Below are 20462 nucleotides of genomic sequence, written 5' to 3'. Positions count from 1 at the left end.
AAGCAACCCGCGCCCTGAGGCGTACCGACATCTGTCAAAGCCGCGAGACGGTCGCCGCAACGCAGCCGCCGGCGCGTTTTTGCGTCGCCGTCAACCGTTGACCTGGTTCTGCGGCCGGCCGGCCAGAAAGGCCGCCACGTTGGCGACCACCATATCCAGCAGGCGCTGACGCGCTGCCCGGGTCGCCCAGGCGATGTGGGGGGTGATGATCGTCCGCGGCGCCTGCAGCAGCGGATTATCGCCAGCCGGCGGTTCACTGCCGAGCACATCGGTCAGCAGGGCACCCAGCTGGCCGCTGTGCAGCGCCGCCGCCACCGCCACCTCATCAAGCAGACCGCCGCGGCCGGTATTGATCAGGATCGCGCCCGTTTTCATTTGCCGCAGCCGTGCCGAATTGATCAGCCGGTCTGTCTCCGGCGTCAGCGGACAGTGCAGGCTGATGAGATCGGCCCGCGCAAGCAGTTCATCCAGACTGACCGCAACCAGGCTGCCCTGCGCCAGCTCGGGGTGACGGGCCGGCGTACGCGTCGCCACCAGCACCTCTAGGTCGAAGGCCTGAGCGATGCGGGCCACTGCGGCGCCGATGGCGCCATAACCGACAATGCCGAAGGTCTGACCGGCCAGCTCGACCAGGGGCCGTTCGCGAAAGCTGAAATCGGCGCAGCCACTCCAGGCGCCGGCGTGCACGCGGCGGTCGTGATGGCCGACCTGCTGAGTCCATTCAAGCAGCAAAGCGAAAACATGCTGGGCCACGCTGGCGGTGCTGTAGGCCGGCACGTTGGTCACCACAATACCGCGCGCCCGCGCCGCCGCCAGATCAACCACGTTGTAGCCGGTGGCCAGCACGCCGATGTAGCGCAACTGCGGCAGAGCGGCCATGACGGCGGCATCGAGCACCACCTTGTTGGTCAGCACCAGATCGGCTCCGCTGCAGCGCGCCACCACCTCGGCCGGCGCGGTGCGCGGGTAGCAGTGGCAGTCACCCAACTGCTGCAGCGGGCCAAAATCGAGATCGCCGTCACTGAGGGTATGGCTGTCGAGCACAACAATGCGGTGGGTGCGGAACGGGGACGACATGGTCGAGCTCCTTTTTAGGGCCGGTGCAGCAGAATGACATCGGCGCCATGCAATTCCAGGCGGGCGCCGAACTGGCGCGCCAGCCAGGCAAAACTGGTGCGGGAATAAAAACAGATGTGGGTCGGATCTTTTTTATAGTACCAGCCGGCGAAATCCTGGCCCGCCTCGCGCAGCCGGGTCATCAGACCAAGAATGCCGCCCGGCCGCAACAGCGACCAGAGGCGCTCGAACTCTTCCAGCGGCTGGCGGAAATGCTCGGCCACCTCGGTGCAGGTGATGAAATCGTAGGTTCGCCGCAGCACCGTCGGGTCGGGGGCGTAGAAGGGATCGTACAGCGCCATAGCATGGCCGCACTCGGCCAGCATGCTGCTGAGGGTCGGCCCCGGCCCGCTGCCATAGTCAAGACCGCAGGCAGTGGCCGGCAACAGTAGCCGCAGGGGCTCGAACAGCCGGCCGAGAAAGGCGCGATAGCGCTCGTCAGCCGGGTCGTTGCAATGCAGATCATACTGCGCTTTTTCCGCCACCGGCGAAAGCTGGTCAGCCGGCGGCACAAACACCAGATCACAACAGCGGCAATGCAGATAATCGCGCCGCACATCGCGACAGTAGAGCTGGTTATCGTCGCTGTGGCACAGGGGACAAAGCAGGAATTTCATCAGAAGACCGGACTCGGCTAGGCTGACGCGGCACAAAAGAGACAACCGCTGTTATATACCACAGCCCCGCCAACGCACAACAGGAGCGGCCTTGCACCGACAAAAAACGCCTCCACCACCCGGACGCGGGCAGTGGAGGCGTTTGACATTACCAGGTTCGCGAAAAGTGATCTCGCCGATCAGACCTGCTGCTCCAGCAGTACGGCGTGAGCCGCCGCCAGCCGGGCGATGGGCACCCGGTAGGGTGAGCAGGACACATAATCAAGGCCGATGTTATGGCAGAAGATCACGCTGGAAGCCTCGCCACCGTGTTCGCCGCAGATGCCCAGCTTGATGTTCGGCCGGGTCTGACGCCCCTTCTCGCAGCCCATGCGCACCAGCTGACCAACACCGCTTTGATCCAGGGCAACAAAGGGGTCCTGCGGGAAGATTTCGCGCTCGACATACAGCGGCAGAAACTTGCCGGCGTCGTCGCGCGACAGACCATAGGTGGTCTGGGTCAGGTCATTGGTGCCGAAGGAAAAGAACTCGGCCTGCTCGGCAATGCGGTCGGCGGTCAGGGCGGCACGCGGCAGTTCGATCATGGTGCCGACCAGATAACTGACCTTCACGCCGTACTGGGCAATGACCTCATCGGCCACCCGCACGGCGTTGGCGCGCAGAATTTCCAACTCCTTGACCTCGGCGATCAGCGGAATCATGATCTCCGGCACGATGTCATAACCCTCGTTCTTGACCAGTTCGCAGGCCGCTTCCATGATGGCACGCACCTGCATGTCGTAAACCTCGGGATAGGTAACGCCGAGACGGCAGCCGCGATGGCCGAGCATCGGGTTGAACTCATGCAGGAACTCGACCTTGTGTTTGAGTCGATCGACGGCCACGCCCATGACGGCGGCCAGTTCCTGCAATTCCTTGTCGCCGTGGGGCAAAAACTCGTGCAGCGGCGGATCGAGCAGACGAATGGTAACCGGCAGCCCCTTCATCTCGCGGAACAGCCCCAGAAAATCGCCTTTCTGCATCGGCATGATCTTGTTCAGCGCCGCCAGGCGCCCTTCCAGATCCTCGGCCAGAATCATTTCGCGCACGGCCATGATGCGGTCGGCATCAAAAAACATGTGCTCGGTACGGCACAGGCCGATGCCTTCGGCGCCAAACTGCCGTGCCACCGCCGCATCGGCCGGCGTATCGGCATTGGTGCGCACCTTCAGCCGCCGGAGACCATCGACCCAAGTCATCAGTTCGGAGAAATCACCGGTGAGCTCCGGCTGTACCGTCGGCACCAGACCGGCCATGACCTCGCCACTGGAGCCGTCGAGGGTGATGATGTCGCCCTTGTTATAAACCTTGCCACTCTTGTCGGTGAACTGCTGCTTGTCGTAGCTGATCTTGATGTCGCCGCAACCGGAGACGCAGCACTTGCCCATGCCACGAGCGACCACCGCCGCGTGGGAAGTCATACCGCCACGAGCGGTCAGAATGCCCTGGGCAGCATGCATGCCGTGGATGTCTTCGGGGCTGGTTTCGATCCGCACCAGGATCACCTTGCGACCCTGGGCCTTGGCCTGTTCGGCCTCATCGGCGCAGAACACCACCTCACCCGAGGCAGCGCCCGGCGAAGCGGGCAAGCCCTTGGCGATGATCTGCTTGGGTGCCTTGGGATCAAGGGACGGATGCAACAGCTGATCAAGCTGCTCCGGTGCGATACGCAACACCGCTTCCTGCTCGCTGATCAGGCCCTCGTGCACCATGTCGACAGCAATCTTCACTGCCGCGCGGGCCGTGCGTTTGCCATTGCGCGTTTGCAGCATGAACAGGCGGCCCTTTTCGATGGTGAACTCGATATCCTGCATATCGCGGTAATGCTTCTCCAGCTTCTGCTGAATCTCCATCAGCTGGGTGTAGCTTTGCGGCATCACCTCTTCCATCGACGGCAGGCTGCCGTCGCCGCCGGCCTTGTTGATGGGCTGCGGCGTACGGATGCCGGCCACCACGTCCTCGCCCTGGGCATTGACCAGAAACTCGCCAAAGAACAGGTTTTCGCCAGTGGAGGGATTGCGGGTGAAGGCGACACCGGTGGCGCAGTCGTTGCCCATGTTGCCAAACACCATGGACTGCACGTTGACAGCGGTGCCCCAGTCAGCCGGGATATTGTTGAGCTTGCGATAGGTGATGGCCCGTGGATTCATCCAGGAACCGAATACGGCACCAATGGCGCCCCACAGCTGTTCCTGCGGATCTTCCGGGAAGGCTTCGCCGAGTTCCTCGCGGTAGCGGTTTTTGAACAGGGTCACCAGTTCCTTCAGGTCGGCGGCGGTCAGAGCGGTATCCTCCTCCACGCCGCGGTGCTCCTTCATCTGTTCCAGCAAATCCTCCAGCACATCACCATCAAGACCCTTGACCACGTTGGAGTACATCTGGATGAAACGACGATAGGAATCGTAGGCAAAGCGCTCGTCGCCGCTCTGGCGGATGATGCCCTGAACCGTCTGATCGTTGAGGCCCAGGTTGAGCACCGTATCCATCATGCCGGGCATGGAAGCGCGGGCACCGGAACGCACCGACACCAGCAAAGGGCAGGCCGGATCGCCGAATTTCTTGTCCATCAGCGCCTCGACTTGCCGGAGTTTTTCTTCCACCTGCTCCTTGAGCCCGGCCGGATACTGACGGTTGTTTTTGTAAAATTCGGTGCATACCTCGGTGGTGATGGTAAACCCGGCCGGCACCGGCAGGCCAATGGCCGTCATTTCAGCCAGATTGGCGCCCTTGCCGCCCAGCAGGTTTTTCATTGCGCCAGAGCCTTCCGCCGTGCCGCCACCAAAGAAGTACACGTACTTCACTGCCATCGGATGTCCTCCTCGAAAAAGAATTGCGTCGGTTTTGTAGCGCCGCAGGCCCGATTGTCAGGTCAGGCCGTCAGACGCGAGAAGTCTGCCAAGCCACTGAACAGACTGGAAACGCGAGTAAGCAGTGCCAAGCGGTTGTCTTTCACCGCCGTATCTTCGACCATGACCATGACACCATCGAAAAAGGCGTCGACCGCCGGCCGCAGACCGGCGATCCGTTGCAGGGCCGCGGCATAGTCGGCCACCTGCAGATCCGTCACCAGCGCCTGCTCGACCTGCTCCAGAGCCGCCAGCAAGGCGGCTTCGCAGGGTTGCTCACAACGGGCCGGATCGACCGGGCCAGCGCTGTGGCCCTTGATGATATTGCCGGCGCGCTTGAAGGTGGCGGCCAGGGCGGCAAAACCGTCCTGCTGTTTGAAGTCGGCCAGGGCCTGCACCCGGCGACGGGCATCGCAGACATCGTCAAAACGCACGGCCAGCACCGCCTCGACCACGTCGGCCGGAAACTCCTGCGCCGTCAGCATGTTGAGCAGACGCTGGCGCAGGAAGGTCACCACCTCGTCCTGTACCTGGCCCGCCGGGCGGGTCAGTTTGGGCTCAAGGGCAGCGACAGCCTGTGCCACACAGGTCGGCAGCGACAGGACATAACCCCGGTCAAGAATGATATTGAGAATACCGATGGCGCTGCGCCGCAGGGCATAGGGATCGGCCGTGCCGGTGGGAATCAGGCCGACACCAAAGCAGCCACAAAGGGTGTCAAGCTTGTCGGCCAGCGAGACGAAGGCGCCAATATCATCCGTCGGCAGGGCACCACCGGCCTGCACCGGCAGATAATGCTCATAGATGGCCAACGCCACGCGCGGATTTTCCCCCTCCAGCCGGGCGTATTCGCGCCCCATCACCCCCTGCAGTTCGGGGAACTCGTAGACCATGCCGGTTTCCAGGTCGCACTTGGCCAGCCGCGCGGCCCGGCGCGTCAATTCGACATCGGCCGGCTTGAGCTGCTGCGCCAACGTCTCGGCCAGGGCGGTGAAGCGTTCGACCTTCTCATAACTGGTGCCCAGCTGCGCCTGATAAACCACATTTTTAAGGGCGTCGAGGCGACTTTCCAGCTTGTGCTTCTGGTCTTCCTTCCAGAAAAACATGGCATCGGACAGGCGCGCCCGCAACACGCGTTCGTTGCCCCGCACCACCACTGCCGGGTCGACCGGCCTGGTGTTGGAAATGGTGATGAATTTCGGCAGCAGGCGGCCCTGGGGATCGGTCAGGGTGAAATAGCGCTGATGCGCCTTCATGCTGGTAATCAGCAGTTCGTCGGGCAGTTGCAGAAAAGCCTCGTCGAAGCTGCCACACAGCGGGGTGGGATATTCCACCAGATAGGCCACCTCATCGAGCAGTTGCTCATCGACATTGAGGGCACCACCATGCTCGCGGGCCACGCGGGCGATTTCATCGGCAATGATGCGTTTGCGCTCGGCGGCATCGACAATCACGAAGTGCTCGCGCGTCTTGGTCAGATAATCATTAAAATCAGCAACCTCGAAGGCCGCGGGCGCCATGAAGCGATGGCCCCGCGAGGTGCGGCCGCTGGCCAGGTTGCCAAACCGGACGGGAACCAGTTCACCGCCGAACAGGGCCACCAGCCAGTGCACCGGGCGGGCAAAACGGACATCGAGATCGGCCCAGCGCATCGACTTGCGGAAGCTCAGTCCCGTTACCAGCCGCTGCAGCATTTCCGGCAGCTGATCGGCCACCGGCTGGCCCTCGATCACCCGGGAGAGGAACAGATAGGTGCCTTTGTCGGTCTGGCGCTGCTCAAGATCGGCCACTTCAACGCCATTGGAACGGGCGAAGCCCAGAGCGGCGCGGGTCGGCTGACCCTCGGCATCGAAAGCCACCTGGACCGACGGACCAGCGATCTCCACCTGCTGGCGCTGCTGCTGCTCGGCCACATCGCTGACCACCAGCACCAGCCGGCGCGGCGTGGCAAAGGTCTGCACCGCCCCGTAGGCGATGCGGGCGCTGTCAAATTCGCGCCGGATCATGCTGTCGAGATCCCGCAACGCGGTCGGCAGAAAGCCTGCCGGAATTTCTTCGGTGCCGATTTCAAGAAACAGTTCTTTGGCCATCGTGGGTCGACTCCATCTCCAAAAACGAAGCGGGCCGTGAAGGAGCACGGCCGCGCGGATGCGATTGAACGAATCAGGCCTGCTTGAGCAGCGGGAAGCCCAGCCGCTCGCGCTGGGCGACATAGCCCTCGGCGCACAGCCGTGCCAGGTTGCGCACCCGGGCGATGTAGTGGGCGCGCTCGGTGACGGAAATAGCCCCGCGGGCATCCAGCAGATTAAAGGCGTGGGACGCCTTCATGACGAAATCATAGGCCGGGAACACCAGCGCCTTGTCATTGAGGCGAATGCATTCCTTTTCGTACATATCGAACAGGCTGAACAGCATAGCGGTATCGGCGTGCTCGAAGTTGTAGGCGGAAAACTCGACCTCGGTCTGGTGATGGATGTCGCCGTAACGGATGCCGTCGACCCACTCCAGGTCGTAGACATTGTCGACTCCCTGCAGATACATGGCGATGCGCTCGCAGCCGTAGGTAATCTCGCCGGGGATCGGCTTCAGATCGATACCGCCGACCTGCTGGAAATAGGTAAACTGGGTGATCTCCATGCCGTCCAGCCAGACCTCCCAGCCCAGCCCCCAGGCGCCGAGGGTCGGCGATTCCCAGTCGTCCTCGACAAAACGGATGTCGTGACAGGCCGGATCGATCCCGAAACTGCGCAACGAATCGAGGTAGAGGTCCTGAATGTTGAGGGGAGCGGGCTTGAGGATGACCTGAAACTGGTAGTAATGCTGCAACCGGTTGGGGTTTTCGCCGTAGCGGCCGTCGGCCGGTCGACGCGAGGGTTCGACATAGGCCACATTCCAGGGCTCCGGTCCCAGCGAACGCAGAAAGGTGGCCGGATTGAAGGTGCCGGCGCCCTTTTCCATGTCGTACGGCTGCTGGATGACGCAGCCCTGACGCGCCCAGTAATTCTGCAGGGACAGAATCAGATCCTGAAATGTCACGGTAAACCTCCGGATAGACGTCATGCGGTCTGTGGTTCGCACGGATGGGACAGGGACGGGAAACAGCTGCTGGAGCGCTTTCGGACAGCAGCGCAGCAGGACTGTAAAGCCTGATTAACTAGCCCGTTTACCCTGAACTGTCAAGGTGCAAATCGCCGCGCCGGTCGCAGGCGGCAAACAGATCAATGAAGGGCGGGGTTTTCATCGACCGGGGCAATACCTGCCCCAGCACCTGACCGAGCACCGCGTGGCCCTCGCGCAGGGTCGCGCCACTGAGCCGCACCCCGGCGAAGCGGCACAGGTCGAGGCGGGTCAAGCGGGCCAGACTGCCAAGAGACAGGGCCGCCACCCGCAAAGGCTCGATTCCGCTGGCGCAGGCCAGGCAAAGGGCGCCACCACGACGGCTGTCGAACACCCGCTGCGGCCCGCCGGCCAGGGTGCCGCACTGGGCGCAGTGCCCCAGATGGGGCAACAATCCCGCCAGAGCCAGCAGGCGCAGCTCGAACAGCAGGCGCGCCTCGGCCAGCTGTGTCCCGTCAGCCAGGGCATCGCCATAGGCCAGCATCAATTCAAACAGGGCGGGCTGCGGGTCTTCCTCGGCAAACAGGTTCAGCACCAGCTCGCAGCCATAAACCCCCAGGGCCCAAGCCTGCAAGCGCGGCAACAGCCGGCGCGGCGAGACCAGCAGATCGGCCTGTTTAAGCTGGCGCAGATGACCGGGCCGGCTGCGCTGCCAGTAGATGCGGACATGGCTGAGGGGCTGCAGTGCCGGGCCGAAGCGCCGCCGGCTGTTGCGCGCCCCGGGCGCGAACCCGCTGCACAGGCCATTGACGGCTGTCAGCAGCTGGACCACCCGGTCGGATTCGCCATAATCGGTGGTGCGCAGCACCAGAGCCTCACTGGCTTCGTAAAACATGCAATCGGAGCACTGCGAACGGCCAAAGGCCTAGCTGCTGAGCTTGTCGAGAAAGAGGGTGGCGGTGCTGAAATAGATCAGAATGCCGGTGATATCGTTGGCGGTCTGAACAAAGGGGCTCGACGCGATGGCCGGATCGACACCGATCCGCTTGAAGAAGGTCGGCGCCAGTACGCCGGTGGTGGCGGCCACCGTCATGGCGGTGGCCATGGCCACCGCCACCACCAGACCAAGATAAATGTTGCCATGCCACAGCACCGCCACCAGTCCAACCACCAGGCCGCAAACCAGCCCCATGATGATCCCCACCCGCAACTCCTTGAAGAACACCTTGCGCAGGGTGGAAAAATCGATTCGGCCGGTGGCGAAGCCGCGCACCACGATGGTGGCCGACTGGCCGCCGACGTTGCCGCCCATGCCGGTGATGACCGGCACGAAGGACACCAGGGCGATGATCTGCTCCAGCGTCATGCGGAACAGCCACATCAGATAGCCGGTGATCACACCGCCAAACAGGTTGGTGATCAGCCAGGGCAGCCGCAGACGGGCGATCTTGAACGACTTGAAGCCGTAAAGCAGCTCCTCCTCGCTGGCACCGGCCATCTTGTAGAAATCCTCCGTCGCCTCCTGGCGCATGACGTCGATCACGTCATCGACGGTCACGATCCCGAGCAGATGGTTCTGGTCGTCGACAACCGGAATGGCCAGAATATTGTATTTGGCCACCAGTTGGGCGACCTCCTCCTGATCGGTATCAACCCGCACACTGATCAGTCCTTCGGTATCGACAATGTCGCGCAACAGGCGCTGGGGCGGCACCGTCAGCAACTGCCGCAGCGACAGCACGCCAATCAGATGGCGTTCGTCATCCACCACATAGACATAGAACACCATCTCGGCATCCTCGGCCTCCTGCAGGGCGGCAATGGCCTGCTGCACGCTCAGATCCTGATTGAGGCAGAAAAACTCCGTCGACATGATGCCGCCGGCACTGTCCTCGCGGTAGAGCATCAGCTGTTCGATCTCCTCCGACTCGTCATCGTGCATGCTGCTGAGGATTTCCTCGGCCAGTTCCTCCGGCATGTTCTGGATGATATCGACGGAGTCATCGTAGGGCATGGCCTGCAGCACCTCGACGATGGTGTCCTTGTCGATCTGGGCCAGCAACTGGGCGCTGGAGCTGTGCTCGATTTCCGATAACACCTCGGCCGCCACATCGCTGTCGTCAATCAGATGGAACAGGGTGCGCTGCTCGTTAATATCGAGATAACGAAACAGATGAGCAATATCCGCCGGGTGGGTTTTCTTCAGCAGATTGGCCAGATTCGGCAGGGCACTGCGCCGAATCAGCTTCCTGACCGTCGCCAGCAGCATCTGAATTTTCTGATCCATCGCCCCTCTCTTTCCATGACACAGGCGCAGACCGGTCCACGCCCAAAACCGTGTAGGTGTAGCAGGCTTTGGCGCGTGGCGCAACCGCCCGGCGAAAAAAGCCCCCAACCCGCGACGCCCCCGGCAACCGGAAAAAGCCCTTGACCCCTCGACGGATTTTCCCTATCTTCGTGGCGCGATTCCTGTACATCGCACACCATTTCTATTTCCAAGGAGGAAGAGACATGAAAAAACTGCTGGTTGCCCTGATGCTGGTTGCCTTTGCCGCTACCGCTGCTCTGGCTGGCGATGTCGTCACCTACGAGTGCAAAAACGGCAACGTCACCTTCAACCACAAGGCTCACGAAGGCTATGCCGGTGGCTGTAACAACGCCGCTTGCCACGGCGACGCCGCTCCCGCCAAGATCGAAGTGACCAAAGACACCGCACACAAGACCCTGTGCAAAGACTGCCACACCAAAATGGGCGGCCCGACCAAATGTGGCGATTGCCACAAGAAATAATTCCGGCCTGATCTCGCCTGCGGGCGAAGCCCAAGCCAAGCGACCTTCCCTTGTGGGGAGGTCGCTTTTTTTTAGGCCATCCTCCCGGCCAGCCTCCACAGTGACCTCTCCTGTGGTATGCTGCCGCCAAGGTGCCGATCGGTCCGCCGGTATCCTGAGAAGGCACCACACCGGTGCCCTCGCCCCTCCAGCAGCGTTGCCGGCAGCGTCGCGCAGCGCCGGCCAGCCGTTTTTCGCGAGGTTCGTCATGAACATCCGCCTATCCCCTCTGTTGCCTGTTCTGCTGTTGTTTGTCGCCCTGTGTCTGCCCCGGCCGGTAACGGCTGAACCGTTCAGCCCCCACATCGAACGCAGTGCCTACGGCTGGATCGACTGGGATGCCGGCCTGATCTACGGCACCGGCCGCGCCTACCTTGACAACAATGGCCAGGCCAAGACCAAGGCCCTCGGCGCCGCCCAGCTGGTGGCCGCCGCCAACATTGTCAAACAGGCCGCCGGCCTGCGGCTGGACGACCGCCGCACCCTGGAACGGCTCGGCGGCACCTTCACCGTCCAGCTCAAGGCCTTCCTGCGCTACCAGGAACATCAGCGCCAGCTGGTTCTCAACAGCAGCCGGCCCTATGCCGAGGTCACGCTGGTGACACCACTGCACGGCATCGAGGGGCTGACGGCCCAACTGCTAACCTACCTGCGCGGCAAGCCGCTGGAATGGCAGAAGTTTCCTCTGCCAACGCCCAGCCAGGGACGCAGCGAGCAGGCTGACGCGCCCTGGCTGGTGATCGACGCCCGCAACCTGAGCGGCAGTCAGGCGGTACAACCCGGCCTGTTCCCCAAGATCGCCAGTCGTGACGGCCGGATACTCTACGATGTCAACCGTGTCTACCAGGACGCCCTGCAGCAGCGCGGCATGGCGCGCTATGTTCACAGCACTGCCGATCTTGGTCAGCTGATGGCACAATGGGACGATTCCGCCTGGTGGCAACAGCTCAGCCCAGTCGCTACCGCCTGGGCCGCCGAGCCGCGCAGCAAACGTGGCCGCTATGTGGTGGCAAGGGCCGAGCAGGCCACCGGCCTGACCCGCACCAACCTGGTCATCAGCGCCAGCGACGCCCAGCGTCTGCAGACCGAGGATGCCCACAATGAACTGCTGCGCCAGTGCCGCGTCATCATTGTCACCGCCGCTCCCATCGGCGGCATCGAGGGCCGGCGCAGCCAGCCCCAGCCGCTGCGTTTCTAGTCGCTCGCCCTGCCACTCATGGGCGACGCAGCCGCGCTCGAACGACGCTATCGCCGCAATGCGGCTCTCTGCGGTCTGGCCCTGCTGCTGGCTGTGGCCCTGGCCGCCAGCCTGGGCGCTTTCCACTGGCTCGACCTGCTAACCTACGACCTGCAGGTGCAACTGCGCGGCGCCAGCACGGCATCGGGCCGGGTGGTGCTGGTCTACATGGACGAGGCCAGCGCCGGTGAGCTGGGCCGGGCCCAGGGCTACTGGTCACGCCGGCAGCTGGCCGCCGCCCTGCAGCAACTCAATGCCGCCGGCGCCGAGATCATCGGTCTCGACCTGCTGCTCACCCGGCCGGCCCAGCAGCCAGAGGACGATGTCGAGCTGGCAACAGCTATGGAGCAGGCTGGCAATGTGGTCGTGGCGCGGGTGGCCGCCGTCCCCGGCGTCGGCAGCCTGGAGGCCATTGCGCCGTTCAGCGACGCCATGCTGGGGGACGGGTTCATCGACCTGCCCCTCGACCGCGATGGCAGCCTGCGCCGCATCCGCTTTCTCGCCGCCGAGCCGCTGGCCGACGGCAGTCTGTCACTGACCCCCGCCTTTGCCCTCGAACTGACCCGCACCTATCTCAACCTTGCGTACCAGTTCGACTTCAGTCCGACCGACCACTTCCTGCTCGGCGCCGACGACCAGCAGCGCCTGCGCCTGCCCTACCCGGAGCTGTGGATTCATTTTCTCGGTGGCGAGGCATCATTCCCCCGGCTGAGTTACGCCGACGTGGTTAACGGCCGCTTCGATCCACAGCAGGTCGCCGGCCGTATTGTGCTGATCGGCAGCCGCCTGGCCAGTGACAAGGATCTGTTCAGCACGCCCTTCACCCGCTACCGCTCCCAGCGGCAGCCCTTCGAGCGCTTGTTCGCCCGCGTTGTCGCTGACGTTCAGGAACAGCGCGAAACCGGCCTGGCCTGTCATGCCCAGGCCATCGAAACCCTGCTGGCCGGCCGTTTTCTGCAGCCGGCCGGTCCCGCCGCCCGCCTGGCCCTGCTGCTGCTGTGCGGCCTGGCCGGCCAGCTGCTGTTCTATCGCCGCAGCCTGCCTCTGCCAGCCGCCCCGCTGTTGGCATTGTTGCTGATTCTGTTCGCCGGAGGCAGCCAGGGGGCCTTCCTGGCTGGCTACTGGCTGCCGCTGCCGGCGGCCCTGCTGCTCCTCGTCGGTCAGTTCGTCGCCGGTCATCTGTTGCAGAAAAACCATGAAAAGCAACGCAGCCAGTGGATCACCCAGGTCTTCGGCCGCTATGTTTCGACCAGCATCGTCGAACGGCTGCTGCGTGGCGAGCTGACCGCCGACCTGCGCGGCCAGCGCGCCGAGCTGACCATTTTTTTCGCTGACTTGCGCGACTTCACCCGCCTGGCCGAGGAACTCGACGCGCGTCAGACCGCCGAACTGCTCAACCGTTATTTCAGCTGCATGCTACCGGAGCTGCTGCGCCAGCAGGGCACCCTCGACAAGCTCATCGGCGATGCCATCCTGGCCTTTTTTGGCGCACCGCTGCCCAGCCCACAGCATCCGGCCCAGGCAGCCCGCGCCGCCCTGGCGCTGCTGCAGCGGCTGGAGACCCTGCGGCAGGAACCGCTGGCCGGCGCCGACCGTCTTGATCTGGCCATCGGCATCAACAGCGGCGAGGTCACCATTGGCAACCTGGGTTGCGATAGCTTCATGGACTACACCGTCATCGGCGACACCGTCAATCTGGCCTCAAGGCTGGAGGGACTCAACCGCGTCTACGGCACCCGCATCCTGCTCAGTGGCGCCACGGCCGCCAGACTGCCAGATCATGAATTCTGCCTGCGCCTGCTCGACCGGGTGACAGTCAAGGGCAAGCAGCACCCGATTGATCTGTACGAGCTGGTCGGCGAGGAGCGTTCGATCAGCCCGGCGCAACGCCAGATGCTGCAGCACTTCGCCAGTGGGGGAACGGCCTGGCGCCAACGCGACTGGGCCAGGGCACGAGCGGAATTCGAACAGGCCCTGGCCCTGGCGCCGCTCGACGGTCCCAGCCGGCTGTACCTGCAGCGTGTGGCCGAGTGTGAACAGCGGCCACCAGCGGCGGACTGGGATGGTCTGAGCCACTTCCAGCACAAATGAGGATGGATGAGGATGGGGTCGCAAACAGGCCAGAACGAAATTCGGAGAGACGCGAGAGAACAAGAACGCGGATCAGCGGCCGGCCAGGGCATCCAACCGTTGCAGATTGGTCTGCAGCTGACAGGCGTAGGGATGGTCGGCACGACCGTAGAAGGCCCGCAGACAGGGCTCGGCCAGGCCCAGCGCGGCCAGCTGTGGCAAAACACGCTGCCGCACAAAGGCGGCGGAACCGCGCTGCAGCGCCGTCAGATCGTCGAACAGGAAATAGCCCTGTTGCCGCAGAGTCACACGGCCGTGGGCAAGATAGGCTTCGCTGAACTCGGCGTAAAGGTCCGTCAGCCGCTCGGGGTAGTCGGGCGCCGTTACCTGGGCCAGCAGGTCGGCACTGGTCAGCAAATCCGGCAGCACCCGGAAGGGCTCCGCCAGTTGCACCTCGGGCCGGGCGCCGGCGAACTCGGTGGCGCCAATCAGCTGCCGCACCAGGGTGATGGCTTCCCGCTCCCAGCCCTGTTCGGCCAGCAGATGCGCCGCCAGGCGCTGGCCGCGCACCACATGGTCAAAGGTGTGCTGACCGCCCCGGCCCGTCTCGCTGTGACGCAGCAGATAGCCACTATCATGCAGCAGAGCAGCCGCCAGCAGACCTCGAACGGCCATTGCTGAAGCGGCCTGACAACGCAGTTGCTGCCAACCGGCCAACAGCCGCAGGGCCAGCAGACTGACGGCGACGGCATGACCAAGATCATGGTAGGGCGCCCGGCAGGGTTGCCACCGCCCGGAACCGTGGCGGTACAGCTGCGCGACCTGATCACAAAGCGGCACCAGGGCGCCAGCGACGGCCGCAAACTGCTGCTGCAACAACGCCACCAGTTCCGCCATCCCGTCCGAGTCCGGGCGGACACTCTCAACAGCCGGCAGTACCCGCTTCATCCCTGGCCTCGCTCGCGTGCAACTGATGCCACAGGGCCTCCAGCTCTGGCCGCCGGGCCAGAAAAACATCCACCAAAGCAGCATCGAAATGGCTGCCACGCCCCTGCGCAATCACCGTAAAGGCGCGCTCCAGCGCCAGCGGCGCATACCCCAGGCTGGTCAGCCCATCCTCGGCATATTTGGGGTAGTCGCGCCTTGAGGTCAGGGCGTCGAACACATCAGCTATGGCGATTATCCGGGCCAACGGCGGAATGGCGGTCGCATCCAGCCCGGCCGGATAACCGCTGCCGTCCATCCGTTCGTGGTGGCTGGCAGCAATAAACGGCAGCTGGCGCAGATGGCGCGGCAGCCGCATCTGCTCAAGAATGCGACCACTCCAGGCGGAATGGCCCTGCATCAGTCGCTGTTCATCGGTATCGAAACGGCCGTCCTTGGTCAGCACCCGGTCGGGCACGGCAATCTTACCGACATCGTGCAGCAACGCGGCGTACTGCAGTGTATCGAGGGTCTGCGCGTCCAGTTGCAGACTGCGGCCGAGCAGCAGGGCATATTCGGTCACCCGGTGGGAATGACCCGCGGTGAGGGGATGCTTGGCATCGATGGTGGCGGTGAGGGCGCGGATGAAACTTTCAAACCCCTGCCGCAGTTCCTCGAACAGCTGACGGTTTTCCAGCGCCACGCCGACCTGGGCGGCACAGACCGCTGCCAGTTCAAGATCCTCCGGCGTAAAGGCGCCACCCCGCCGATTGATCATCTGCAGCACGCCCTTGAGCTCTTGCTGGCGGTTGAACAGCGGATAGCACAGGATGTTGCGACTGCGATAACCGTGCTTGCGATCCCAGCTGGCGTCGAAATCGGGGTGGCGCTGGGCGTCGGCCACCAGCAGCGGCCGCTGCTCGCGGGCACAACGACCCGCCAGGCCCCGCTGCAGACTCAGGCGGATCACGCCGGAGACGCCCTCGGCCACCTGAGTCCAGAGCTGCTGGCGTTCTTCGTCAAACACGAACAGGCTGGTGCGATCGACCTGCAGGATGCGCGACACCGATTGGATAACCGCCCTGAACAGATCATCGAAATGGCGCTGGCTGTTCAGCAACAGCGCCATTTCCTGCACCTGTCTGAAAGCGGCGGCCGCGCGGGCCGCCGTCGCGGCCTTAGTTCGGGCTGTCCTGCGACGCCGGCGCATCCGCGTCCTCTCCCAGCACTTCGAGCAGTTCGACATCGAAGATCAGGGCGGCATTGGGCGGAATGATCTCGCCGCGACCTTCTTCGCCATAGGCCAGCTCGGCCGGCAGCACCAGTTGCCATTTGGCGCCTTCACGCATCAGCTGCAACGCTTCACTCCAGCCGGGAATCACCGCGTCCAGAGGAAAGGTGACCGGCTCGCCCCGCTGGTAGGAACTGTCGAACTCGGTCCCGTCAATGGTGCGGCCACTGTAATGCACCTTCACCTGATCCGTCGCGCCGGGCTGACGGCCCTCGCCGTCGCGCTCAACCAGATACTGCAAACCACTGGCGGTTTCCTGGACACCGGGCTTTTGGCGATGTTCGGCCAGGAAGGCCTTCGACTTGTCGGTCTGTTCCTGGGCCAGGGCCTTCTGGCGCTCCTCGAACTGGGCCACCATCTGCTGCTGGAAGGTCCGAATGGCGTCGTTCATTTCTTCTTCGGTCAGGCGCGGATCGGATTTCTGGCGCGCATCCTCAAAACCCAGCAGCAACATCGGACCATCGAGCTCGAAGCCGCTCTGGCGGAAATTGGTGCCAATATCCAGGCCCACGGCGTAACTGATCTTCTGCTGCAGTGTTTCCGGCTGGCTCGCCGGCGCGGCGGCCGCCTTGTCCTCATTTTGCTGACAGGCTGTCAGTCCGGCCAGGGTCAGACCTGCCAGTACCACACCGACCTTGATCCTTTTGCGCATAAAAAAACCTTTCTGCAGGAAAGAGAGGAGCCCCGGCATCCCCGCCGAAGCCGAGAAAAATACCCTTCAACTTACAAGTTGTAGTATAAAATTGCCAACAAAAAGCCAAAACATCGCTGTCCCGCAGCGCCACGCTGCCAGCACTTGCCCCCTGCCGGAGATTTCATGCCTGACTTGTGCCCGTTGCTGCCTACCACCCGCCGCCCGTTGCTGCTGTTTCTGCTGGTGCTGCTGGTGTCTCTGCCCTCCAGTCTGCTGGCCGCACCGCTCAAACTGCTGGTCAGTGTCGCTCCACAGCAATACCTGCTGCAACAATTGGTCGATGAAACCGCCCAGATCCGGGTACTGATCGGGCCGGGCCAGAGTCCGGCCACCTTCGATCCGACACCACAGCAGATGGCCCAGATCGTCGACAGTGATTTACTGTTCAGTATCGGCGTGCCCTTCGAACGTATCTGGTTGCCACGTCTGCGCCAGAACGCCCCCGGCCTGCAGCTGATCGACTGCCTGCAGGGCCTGCCGCTGCGCCAGCTCGCCGCCCATCACCATCCGGGCGAAGAGGATACGGCAACCCATCATCACCAGGCTGACGAACGCGATCCCCACGTCTGGCTCGATCCCCTGCTCTGCTCGCAGATTGCTGTCACCCTGTGCCAGGCTCTGCAACAGCACGATCCGGCTCAGGCGCCCCTTTACGCCGAGCGCCTGAGTCGGCTACAGCAGCAACTGCTGGCTCTGCACGAGGAGATCAGCGCCGAACTGGCCGGGCTGTCGAGCCGCCGTTTCATGGTGTTCCACCCGGCCTGGGGCTACTTCGCCGCGCGCTACGGTCTGGAGCAAGTCGCCATTGAGCAGGCCGGCAAGGAACCGGGCGGCGCACATCTGGCCCGTCTGATCCAGCAGGCCCGGGCAGAAAATATCGGCGTTATCTTCGTCCAGCAACAGTTCAGCCAGCGGGCCGCTACCACCCTGGCCCGGCAGATCGGTGCCCGTGTGGTGCCGCTTGATCCCCTGTCCGCCGACCTGCCCGCCATGCTGCGGGCCACGGCCACCGCGCTCAAACAGGCCCTGGAACCCTGAGCCCATGGCCAGTTGCATCCGACTGCATCAGGTTTCCTTCCGCTATGGCGCCCGGCCGATTCTGGAAAACATCGATCTGGAACTGAAGGACCGGGAATTTCTCGGCATTGTCGGCCCCAACGGCGGTGGCAAAAGCACCCTGCTCAAGCTGATTCTGGGCCTGCTCAAACCCGCCAGCGGCCAGATTGAGGTGTTCGGCACCAGCCCGCGCCAGGCCCGCCATCTGCTGGGCTATGTGCCCCAGTTTGCCACCTTTGACAGCGCCTTCCCCATCACGGTGCGCGACACGGTGCTGCAGGGGCGTTTCGGCTGCGCCACCAGCCGCTGGCGCTATACCGCCGCCGACCGCGCCGCCGCCGAACAGGCCATGGCCCGTACCGACATTCTCGACCTGCAGCAGCGCTCGATGCTGGAGTTGTCCGGCGGCCAGCGTCAGCGGGTGCTGATTGCCCGCGCCCTTGCCGGCAACCCCCGGATATTGCTGCTCGACGAGCCAACCGCCAACATCGATCCGCATCACGGCGAAAGCATCTTCAGCCTGCTGCACCGCCTGCACGACCAGCTCGGCATTGTGCTGATTTCCCATGATATGGGTTTTGTCACCCGCTGCGTTCACCGGGTCGCCTGCCTCAACCGCACCCTGGTCTGTCATGCCCACAGCCCGGTGGACAGCGCCGAGTTGGAGGCGCTCTACGGCATCCGGCTGTCTCAGGTCCACCACGACACCCAGCTGCCGGGGCAGCCGCCCAACGGAGATCCCTCTTGAGCTTTATTGAAGCCCTTACCCATCTCGACTTTCTCGCCCGCGCCCTGCTTGGCGGCCTGCTGGCCAGCATCGCCTGCGGCATTGTCGGCTCCTATGTGGTGGTACGCCGTATCGGCTATATGGCCGGTGGCATCGCCCACACGGTGCTTGGCGGCATGGGCATGGCCTATTACCTCGGTCAGGCACCGCTGCACGGCGCCCTGCTGTGCGCCCTGTTGGCGGCCATTCTCATCAGCCTGGTCAACCGTTACGCCAGCCAGCAGGAGGACACGCTGATCAGCGCCCTGTGGGCCATCGGCATGGCCAGCGGCGTGCTGTTCATCGCCCGCACGCCGGGCTACAACGTCGACCTGATGAGCTACCTGTTCGGTAACGTGCTGATGATTTCGCGCCAGGACCTGCTGTTCATCGCCGCCCTCGATGGTCTGATCCTGCTGTTTTTCCTGTTGTTCCACCGCCAGCTGCTGCTGCTGTGCTTCGATGCCGAATTCGCCGCCATCCGCGGCATCCGGGTCGAGCTGCTGCAGACCCTGCTGCTGTGCCTGGTCGCCCTGACGGTGGTCCTGCTGATCCAGTTGGTCGGCCTGATTCTGGTCATTGCCCTGCTGTGCCTGCCGGCGGCCAGCGCCCGCCTGTTTTCGCGTTCGTTGCACGGCATGATGCTGCGCGCCACGCTGATCGGCGCCCTGACCCTGGTGGCCGGGCTGGCCCTGTCCTTCCAGGCCGACCTGCCGGCCGGTGCCGTCATCGCCCTGCTGTGCGGTCTGGTCTACCTGCTGAGTCTGGTCGCGCAGCGCCTGCTGGGCCGGAGCACAGCATGACCGAGGCCAGGTTGCGGCTGCAGCAGCAGGATCGCCATTTGCGGCTGTGCCTGAGCGGTGACTGGCACCGGGACAGCCACCTGCCGGATCTGGCCGCGGTGGAAAGCGCCCTGCAACACGAGGATATCGCCGGGCTGGAACTCGATGGCAGCGCCCTGGGCCGCTGGGACAGCCTGCTTTTGCTGTTCATTCGCCAGTTGCAGCAGCTGGCCGACAAAACACAGCGCCCCCTGGAACTGACCGCCCTGCCGGCCGGCGCGCAACAGCTGCTTGAGCTGATGGCCGCCGTACCGCCAGCCCGCTTCCCTGCCCGCCCCCGCCCCTCCCTGCCGGAACGGGTCGGCGCCCAGGCCCGCCGGCAGCTGAGTGGCGTTGCCGCCAGCCTGGCCTTCATCGGCGCCGCCAGTCTGGCCTTCGGCCGTTTCGCCCGCGGCCGTGCGCGCTTTCGCGTCGAGGATCTGCGCGACCAGCTCTACTGCAGCGGCGCCCAGGCCCTGCCCATCATTACCCTGGTAGCCGTGCTGATCGGCCTGATCCTGGCCTTCGTCGGCGCGGTTCAGCTCAAACTGTTCGGCGCCGAAATCTACGTCGCCGACCTGGTGGCCATCGGCATGACGCGCGAAATGGGTGCCATGATGGCGGCGATCATCATGGCCGGCCGCACCGGCGCCGCCTTCGCTGCCCAGATCGGCACCATGCAGGTCAACGAGGAAATTGACGCCCTGCGTACCCTCGGCATCGATCCGATGGAGTTTCTGGTGCTGCCACGCATGCTGGCGCTGATTTTGATGCTGCCGCTGCTGTGCCTCTACGCCGACCTGCTGGGCATGGCCGGCGGCCTGCTGGTGGCCGGCGGTCTGCTCGACCTGCCGCTCAACCAGTATCTGCACCAGACCCTGGCCGCCCTGAGCCTCAACCATTTCCTGCTCGGCCTGGGCAAGAGCGTCGTCTTCGGCGTCATCGTCGCGCTGGCGGGCTGTCTGCGCGGCCTGCAGTGTGGCCGCAGCGCCGCCGCCGTCGGCGACGCCGCCACCTCGGCCGTGGTCAGCGCCATTGTCGCCATCATCGTCTGCGACGGTCTGTTTGCCGTGCTGGCCGATCTGTTCGGAGTCTAGTC

At 63.9% G+C, this 20462-nt stretch carries 17 protein-coding genes; 7 read left to right on the top strand and 10 right to left on the bottom strand.

The window, feature by feature from the left end; all coding sequences use genetic code 11:
- Nucleotides 1-90: 90 nt before the first annotated feature.
- The 7 genes from BLR80_RS02170 to mgtE form a co-directional block, all read right to left on the bottom strand.
- Entirely contained in the window at nt 91-1077 is a 987-nt protein-coding gene (locus BLR80_RS02170; protein ID WP_092075792.1) for a D-2-hydroxyacid dehydrogenase, read from the bottom strand.
- A 14-nt stretch (nt 1078-1091) separates the two neighbouring features.
- The gene (locus BLR80_RS02165; RefSeq protein ID WP_092075790.1) at nt 1092-1733 is read right to left on the bottom strand and encodes a class I SAM-dependent methyltransferase; all 642 of its coding nucleotides are present in this window, start codon (nt 1731-1733) and stop codon (nt 1092-1094) included.
- Between the two features lie 179 nt (nt 1734-1912).
- A complete protein-coding gene (gene ppdK / locus BLR80_RS02160) occupies nt 1913-4579 on the bottom strand; it encodes a pyruvate, phosphate dikinase (RefSeq protein ID WP_092075788.1) in 2667 nt (888 codons plus the stop codon).
- A gap of 62 nt (nt 4580-4641) precedes the next feature.
- Complete coding sequence (glyS, locus tag BLR80_RS02155) at nt 4642-6708, bottom strand: glycine--tRNA ligase subunit beta (protein ID WP_092075786.1); 2067 nt, start codon at nt 6706-6708, stop codon at nt 4642-4644.
- 73 nt (nt 6709-6781) lie between these two features.
- Entirely contained in the window at nt 6782-7654 is an 873-nt protein-coding gene (glyQ, locus tag BLR80_RS02150; RefSeq protein WP_092075784.1) for a glycine--tRNA ligase subunit alpha, read from the bottom strand.
- A 127-nt stretch (nt 7655-7781) separates the two neighbouring features.
- Complete coding sequence (recO, locus tag BLR80_RS02145) at nt 7782-8570, bottom strand: DNA repair protein RecO (protein WP_092075782.1); 789 nt, start codon at nt 8568-8570, stop codon at nt 7782-7784.
- 30 nt (nt 8571-8600) lie between these two features.
- Entirely contained in the window at nt 8601-9962 is a 1362-nt protein-coding gene (gene mgtE / locus BLR80_RS02140; RefSeq protein ID WP_092075780.1) for a magnesium transporter, read from the bottom strand.
- Between the two features lie 224 nt (nt 9963-10186).
- On the opposite strand from mgtE, the gene BLR80_RS02135 reads away from it, so the two are divergent.
- From BLR80_RS02135 to BLR80_RS02125, 3 genes are all read left to right on the top strand, one after another.
- Nucleotides 10187-10465, top strand: coding sequence for a cytochrome c3 family protein (locus BLR80_RS02135; protein ID WP_092075778.1), 279 nt, complete (start codon nt 10187-10189; stop codon nt 10463-10465).
- Between the two features lie 247 nt (nt 10466-10712).
- Nucleotides 10713-11702, top strand: coding sequence for a hypothetical protein (locus tag BLR80_RS02130; RefSeq protein ID WP_092075776.1), 990 nt, complete (start codon nt 10713-10715; stop codon nt 11700-11702).
- Between the two features lie 18 nt (nt 11703-11720).
- Nucleotides 11721-13832, top strand: coding sequence for an adenylate/guanylate cyclase domain-containing protein (locus BLR80_RS02125; protein WP_092075774.1), 2112 nt, complete (start codon nt 11721-11723; stop codon nt 13830-13832).
- A 72-nt stretch (nt 13833-13904) separates the two neighbouring features.
- On the opposite strand, the gene BLR80_RS02120 is transcribed toward BLR80_RS02125, so the two are convergent.
- From BLR80_RS02120 to bamJ, 3 genes are read right to left on the bottom strand one after another with little or no spacing between them, the layout of a single operon-like run.
- On the bottom strand, nt 13905-14759 hold the full coding sequence (locus tag BLR80_RS02120; protein WP_092075772.1) for an HD domain-containing protein: 855 nt from the start codon (nt 14757-14759) through the stop codon (nt 13905-13907).
- Nucleotides 14734-15864: an HD family phosphohydrolase gene (locus BLR80_RS02115; RefSeq protein WP_171906277.1), complete on the bottom strand. Its 1131-nt coding sequence runs from the start codon at nt 15862-15864 to the stop codon at nt 14734-14736. Before BLR80_RS02115 ends, BLR80_RS02120 begins: the two co-directional genes overlap by 26 nt.
- A 49-nt stretch (nt 15865-15913) precedes the next feature.
- A complete protein-coding gene (gene bamJ / locus BLR80_RS02110) occupies nt 15914-16678 on the bottom strand; it encodes a BamJ family beta-barrel-assembly machinery protein (protein WP_171906276.1) in 765 nt (254 codons plus the stop codon).
- Between the two features lie 165 nt (nt 16679-16843).
- Between bamJ and BLR80_RS02105 the strand changes: the two genes are divergently transcribed.
- Genes BLR80_RS02105 through BLR80_RS02090 form a run of 4 tightly spaced genes read left to right on the top strand, consistent with a single transcriptional unit; the run spans nt 16844 to nt 20460 of the window.
- The gene (locus BLR80_RS02105) at nt 16844-17758 is read left to right on the top strand and encodes a metal ABC transporter solute-binding protein, Zn/Mn family (protein WP_092075766.1); all 915 of its coding nucleotides are present in this window, start codon (nt 16844-16846) and stop codon (nt 17756-17758) included.
- Nucleotides 17759-17762: 4 nt separating this feature from the next.
- Nucleotides 17763-18524, top strand: coding sequence for a metal ABC transporter ATP-binding protein (locus BLR80_RS02100; RefSeq protein WP_092075764.1), 762 nt, complete (start codon nt 17763-17765; stop codon nt 18522-18524).
- A complete protein-coding gene (locus BLR80_RS02095) occupies nt 18521-19345 on the top strand; it encodes a metal ABC transporter permease (RefSeq protein WP_092075761.1) in 825 nt (274 codons plus the stop codon). Before BLR80_RS02100 ends, BLR80_RS02095 begins: the two co-directional genes overlap by 4 nt.
- Nucleotides 19342-20460: an ABC transporter permease gene (locus tag BLR80_RS02090; RefSeq protein ID WP_092075758.1), complete on the top strand. Its 1119-nt coding sequence runs from the start codon at nt 19342-19344 to the stop codon at nt 20458-20460. Before BLR80_RS02095 ends, BLR80_RS02090 begins: the two co-directional genes overlap by 4 nt.
- The last annotated feature ends 2 nt before the right edge of the window (nt 20461-20462 follow it).

It is taken from the genome of Desulfuromonas thiophila, from assembly GCF_900101955.1.
Classification (GTDB): Bacteria; Desulfobacterota; Desulfuromonadia; order Desulfuromonadales; family Desulfuromonadaceae; genus Pseudodesulfuromonas; species Pseudodesulfuromonas thiophila.
Note: the sequence above shows the minus strand (reverse complement) of the source record. Positions and strands in the feature narration are given on the sequence as shown.

What these genes read in the sequence shown, in the direction of transcription:
- BLR80_RS02170 (WP_092075792.1), bottom strand. Translation starts at nt 1,077, where the DNA reads ATGTCGTCCCCGTTCCGCACCCACCGCATTGTTGTGCTCGACAGCCAT.
- BLR80_RS02115 (WP_171906277.1), bottom strand. Translation starts at nt 15,864, where the DNA reads ATGGCGCTGTTGCTGAACAGCCAGCGCCATTTCGATGATCTGTTCAGG.
- ppdK (WP_092075788.1), bottom strand. Translation starts at nt 4,579, where the DNA reads ATGGCAGTGAAGTACGTGTACTTCTTTGGTGGCGGCACGGCGGAAGGC.
- recO (WP_092075782.1), bottom strand. Translation starts at nt 8,570, where the DNA reads ATGTTTTACGAAGCCAGTGAGGCTCTGGTGCTGCGCACCACCGATTAT.
- BLR80_RS02090 (WP_092075758.1), top strand. Translation starts at nt 19,342, where the DNA reads ATGACCGAGGCCAGGTTGCGGCTGCAGCAGCAGGATCGCCATTTGCGG.
- BLR80_RS02100 (WP_092075764.1), top strand. Translation starts at nt 17,763, where the DNA reads ATGGCCAGTTGCATCCGACTGCATCAGGTTTCCTTCCGCTATGGCGCC.
- BLR80_RS02165 (WP_092075790.1), bottom strand. Translation starts at nt 1,733, where the DNA reads ATGAAATTCCTGCTTTGTCCCCTGTGCCACAGCGACGATAACCAGCTC.
- BLR80_RS02135 (WP_092075778.1), top strand. Translation starts at nt 10,187, where the DNA reads ATGAAAAAACTGCTGGTTGCCCTGATGCTGGTTGCCTTTGCCGCTACC.
- BLR80_RS02105 (WP_092075766.1), top strand. Translation starts at nt 16,844, where the DNA reads ATGCCTGACTTGTGCCCGTTGCTGCCTACCACCCGCCGCCCGTTGCTG.
- BLR80_RS02120 (WP_092075772.1), bottom strand. Translation starts at nt 14,759, where the DNA reads ATGAAGCGGGTACTGCCGGCTGTTGAGAGTGTCCGCCCGGACTCGGAC.
- glyS (WP_092075786.1), bottom strand. Translation starts at nt 6,708, where the DNA reads ATGGCCAAAGAACTGTTTCTTGAAATCGGCACCGAAGAAATTCCGGCA.
- mgtE (WP_092075780.1), bottom strand. Translation starts at nt 9,962, where the DNA reads ATGGATCAGAAAATTCAGATGCTGCTGGCGACGGTCAGGAAGCTGATT.
- BLR80_RS02125 (WP_092075774.1), top strand. Translation starts at nt 11,721, where the DNA reads ATGGGCGACGCAGCCGCGCTCGAACGACGCTATCGCCGCAATGCGGCT.
- BLR80_RS02130 (WP_092075776.1), top strand. Translation starts at nt 10,713, where the DNA reads ATGAACATCCGCCTATCCCCTCTGTTGCCTGTTCTGCTGTTGTTTGTC.
- bamJ (WP_171906276.1), bottom strand. Translation starts at nt 16,678, where the DNA reads ATGCGCAAAAGGATCAAGGTCGGTGTGGTACTGGCAGGTCTGACCCTG.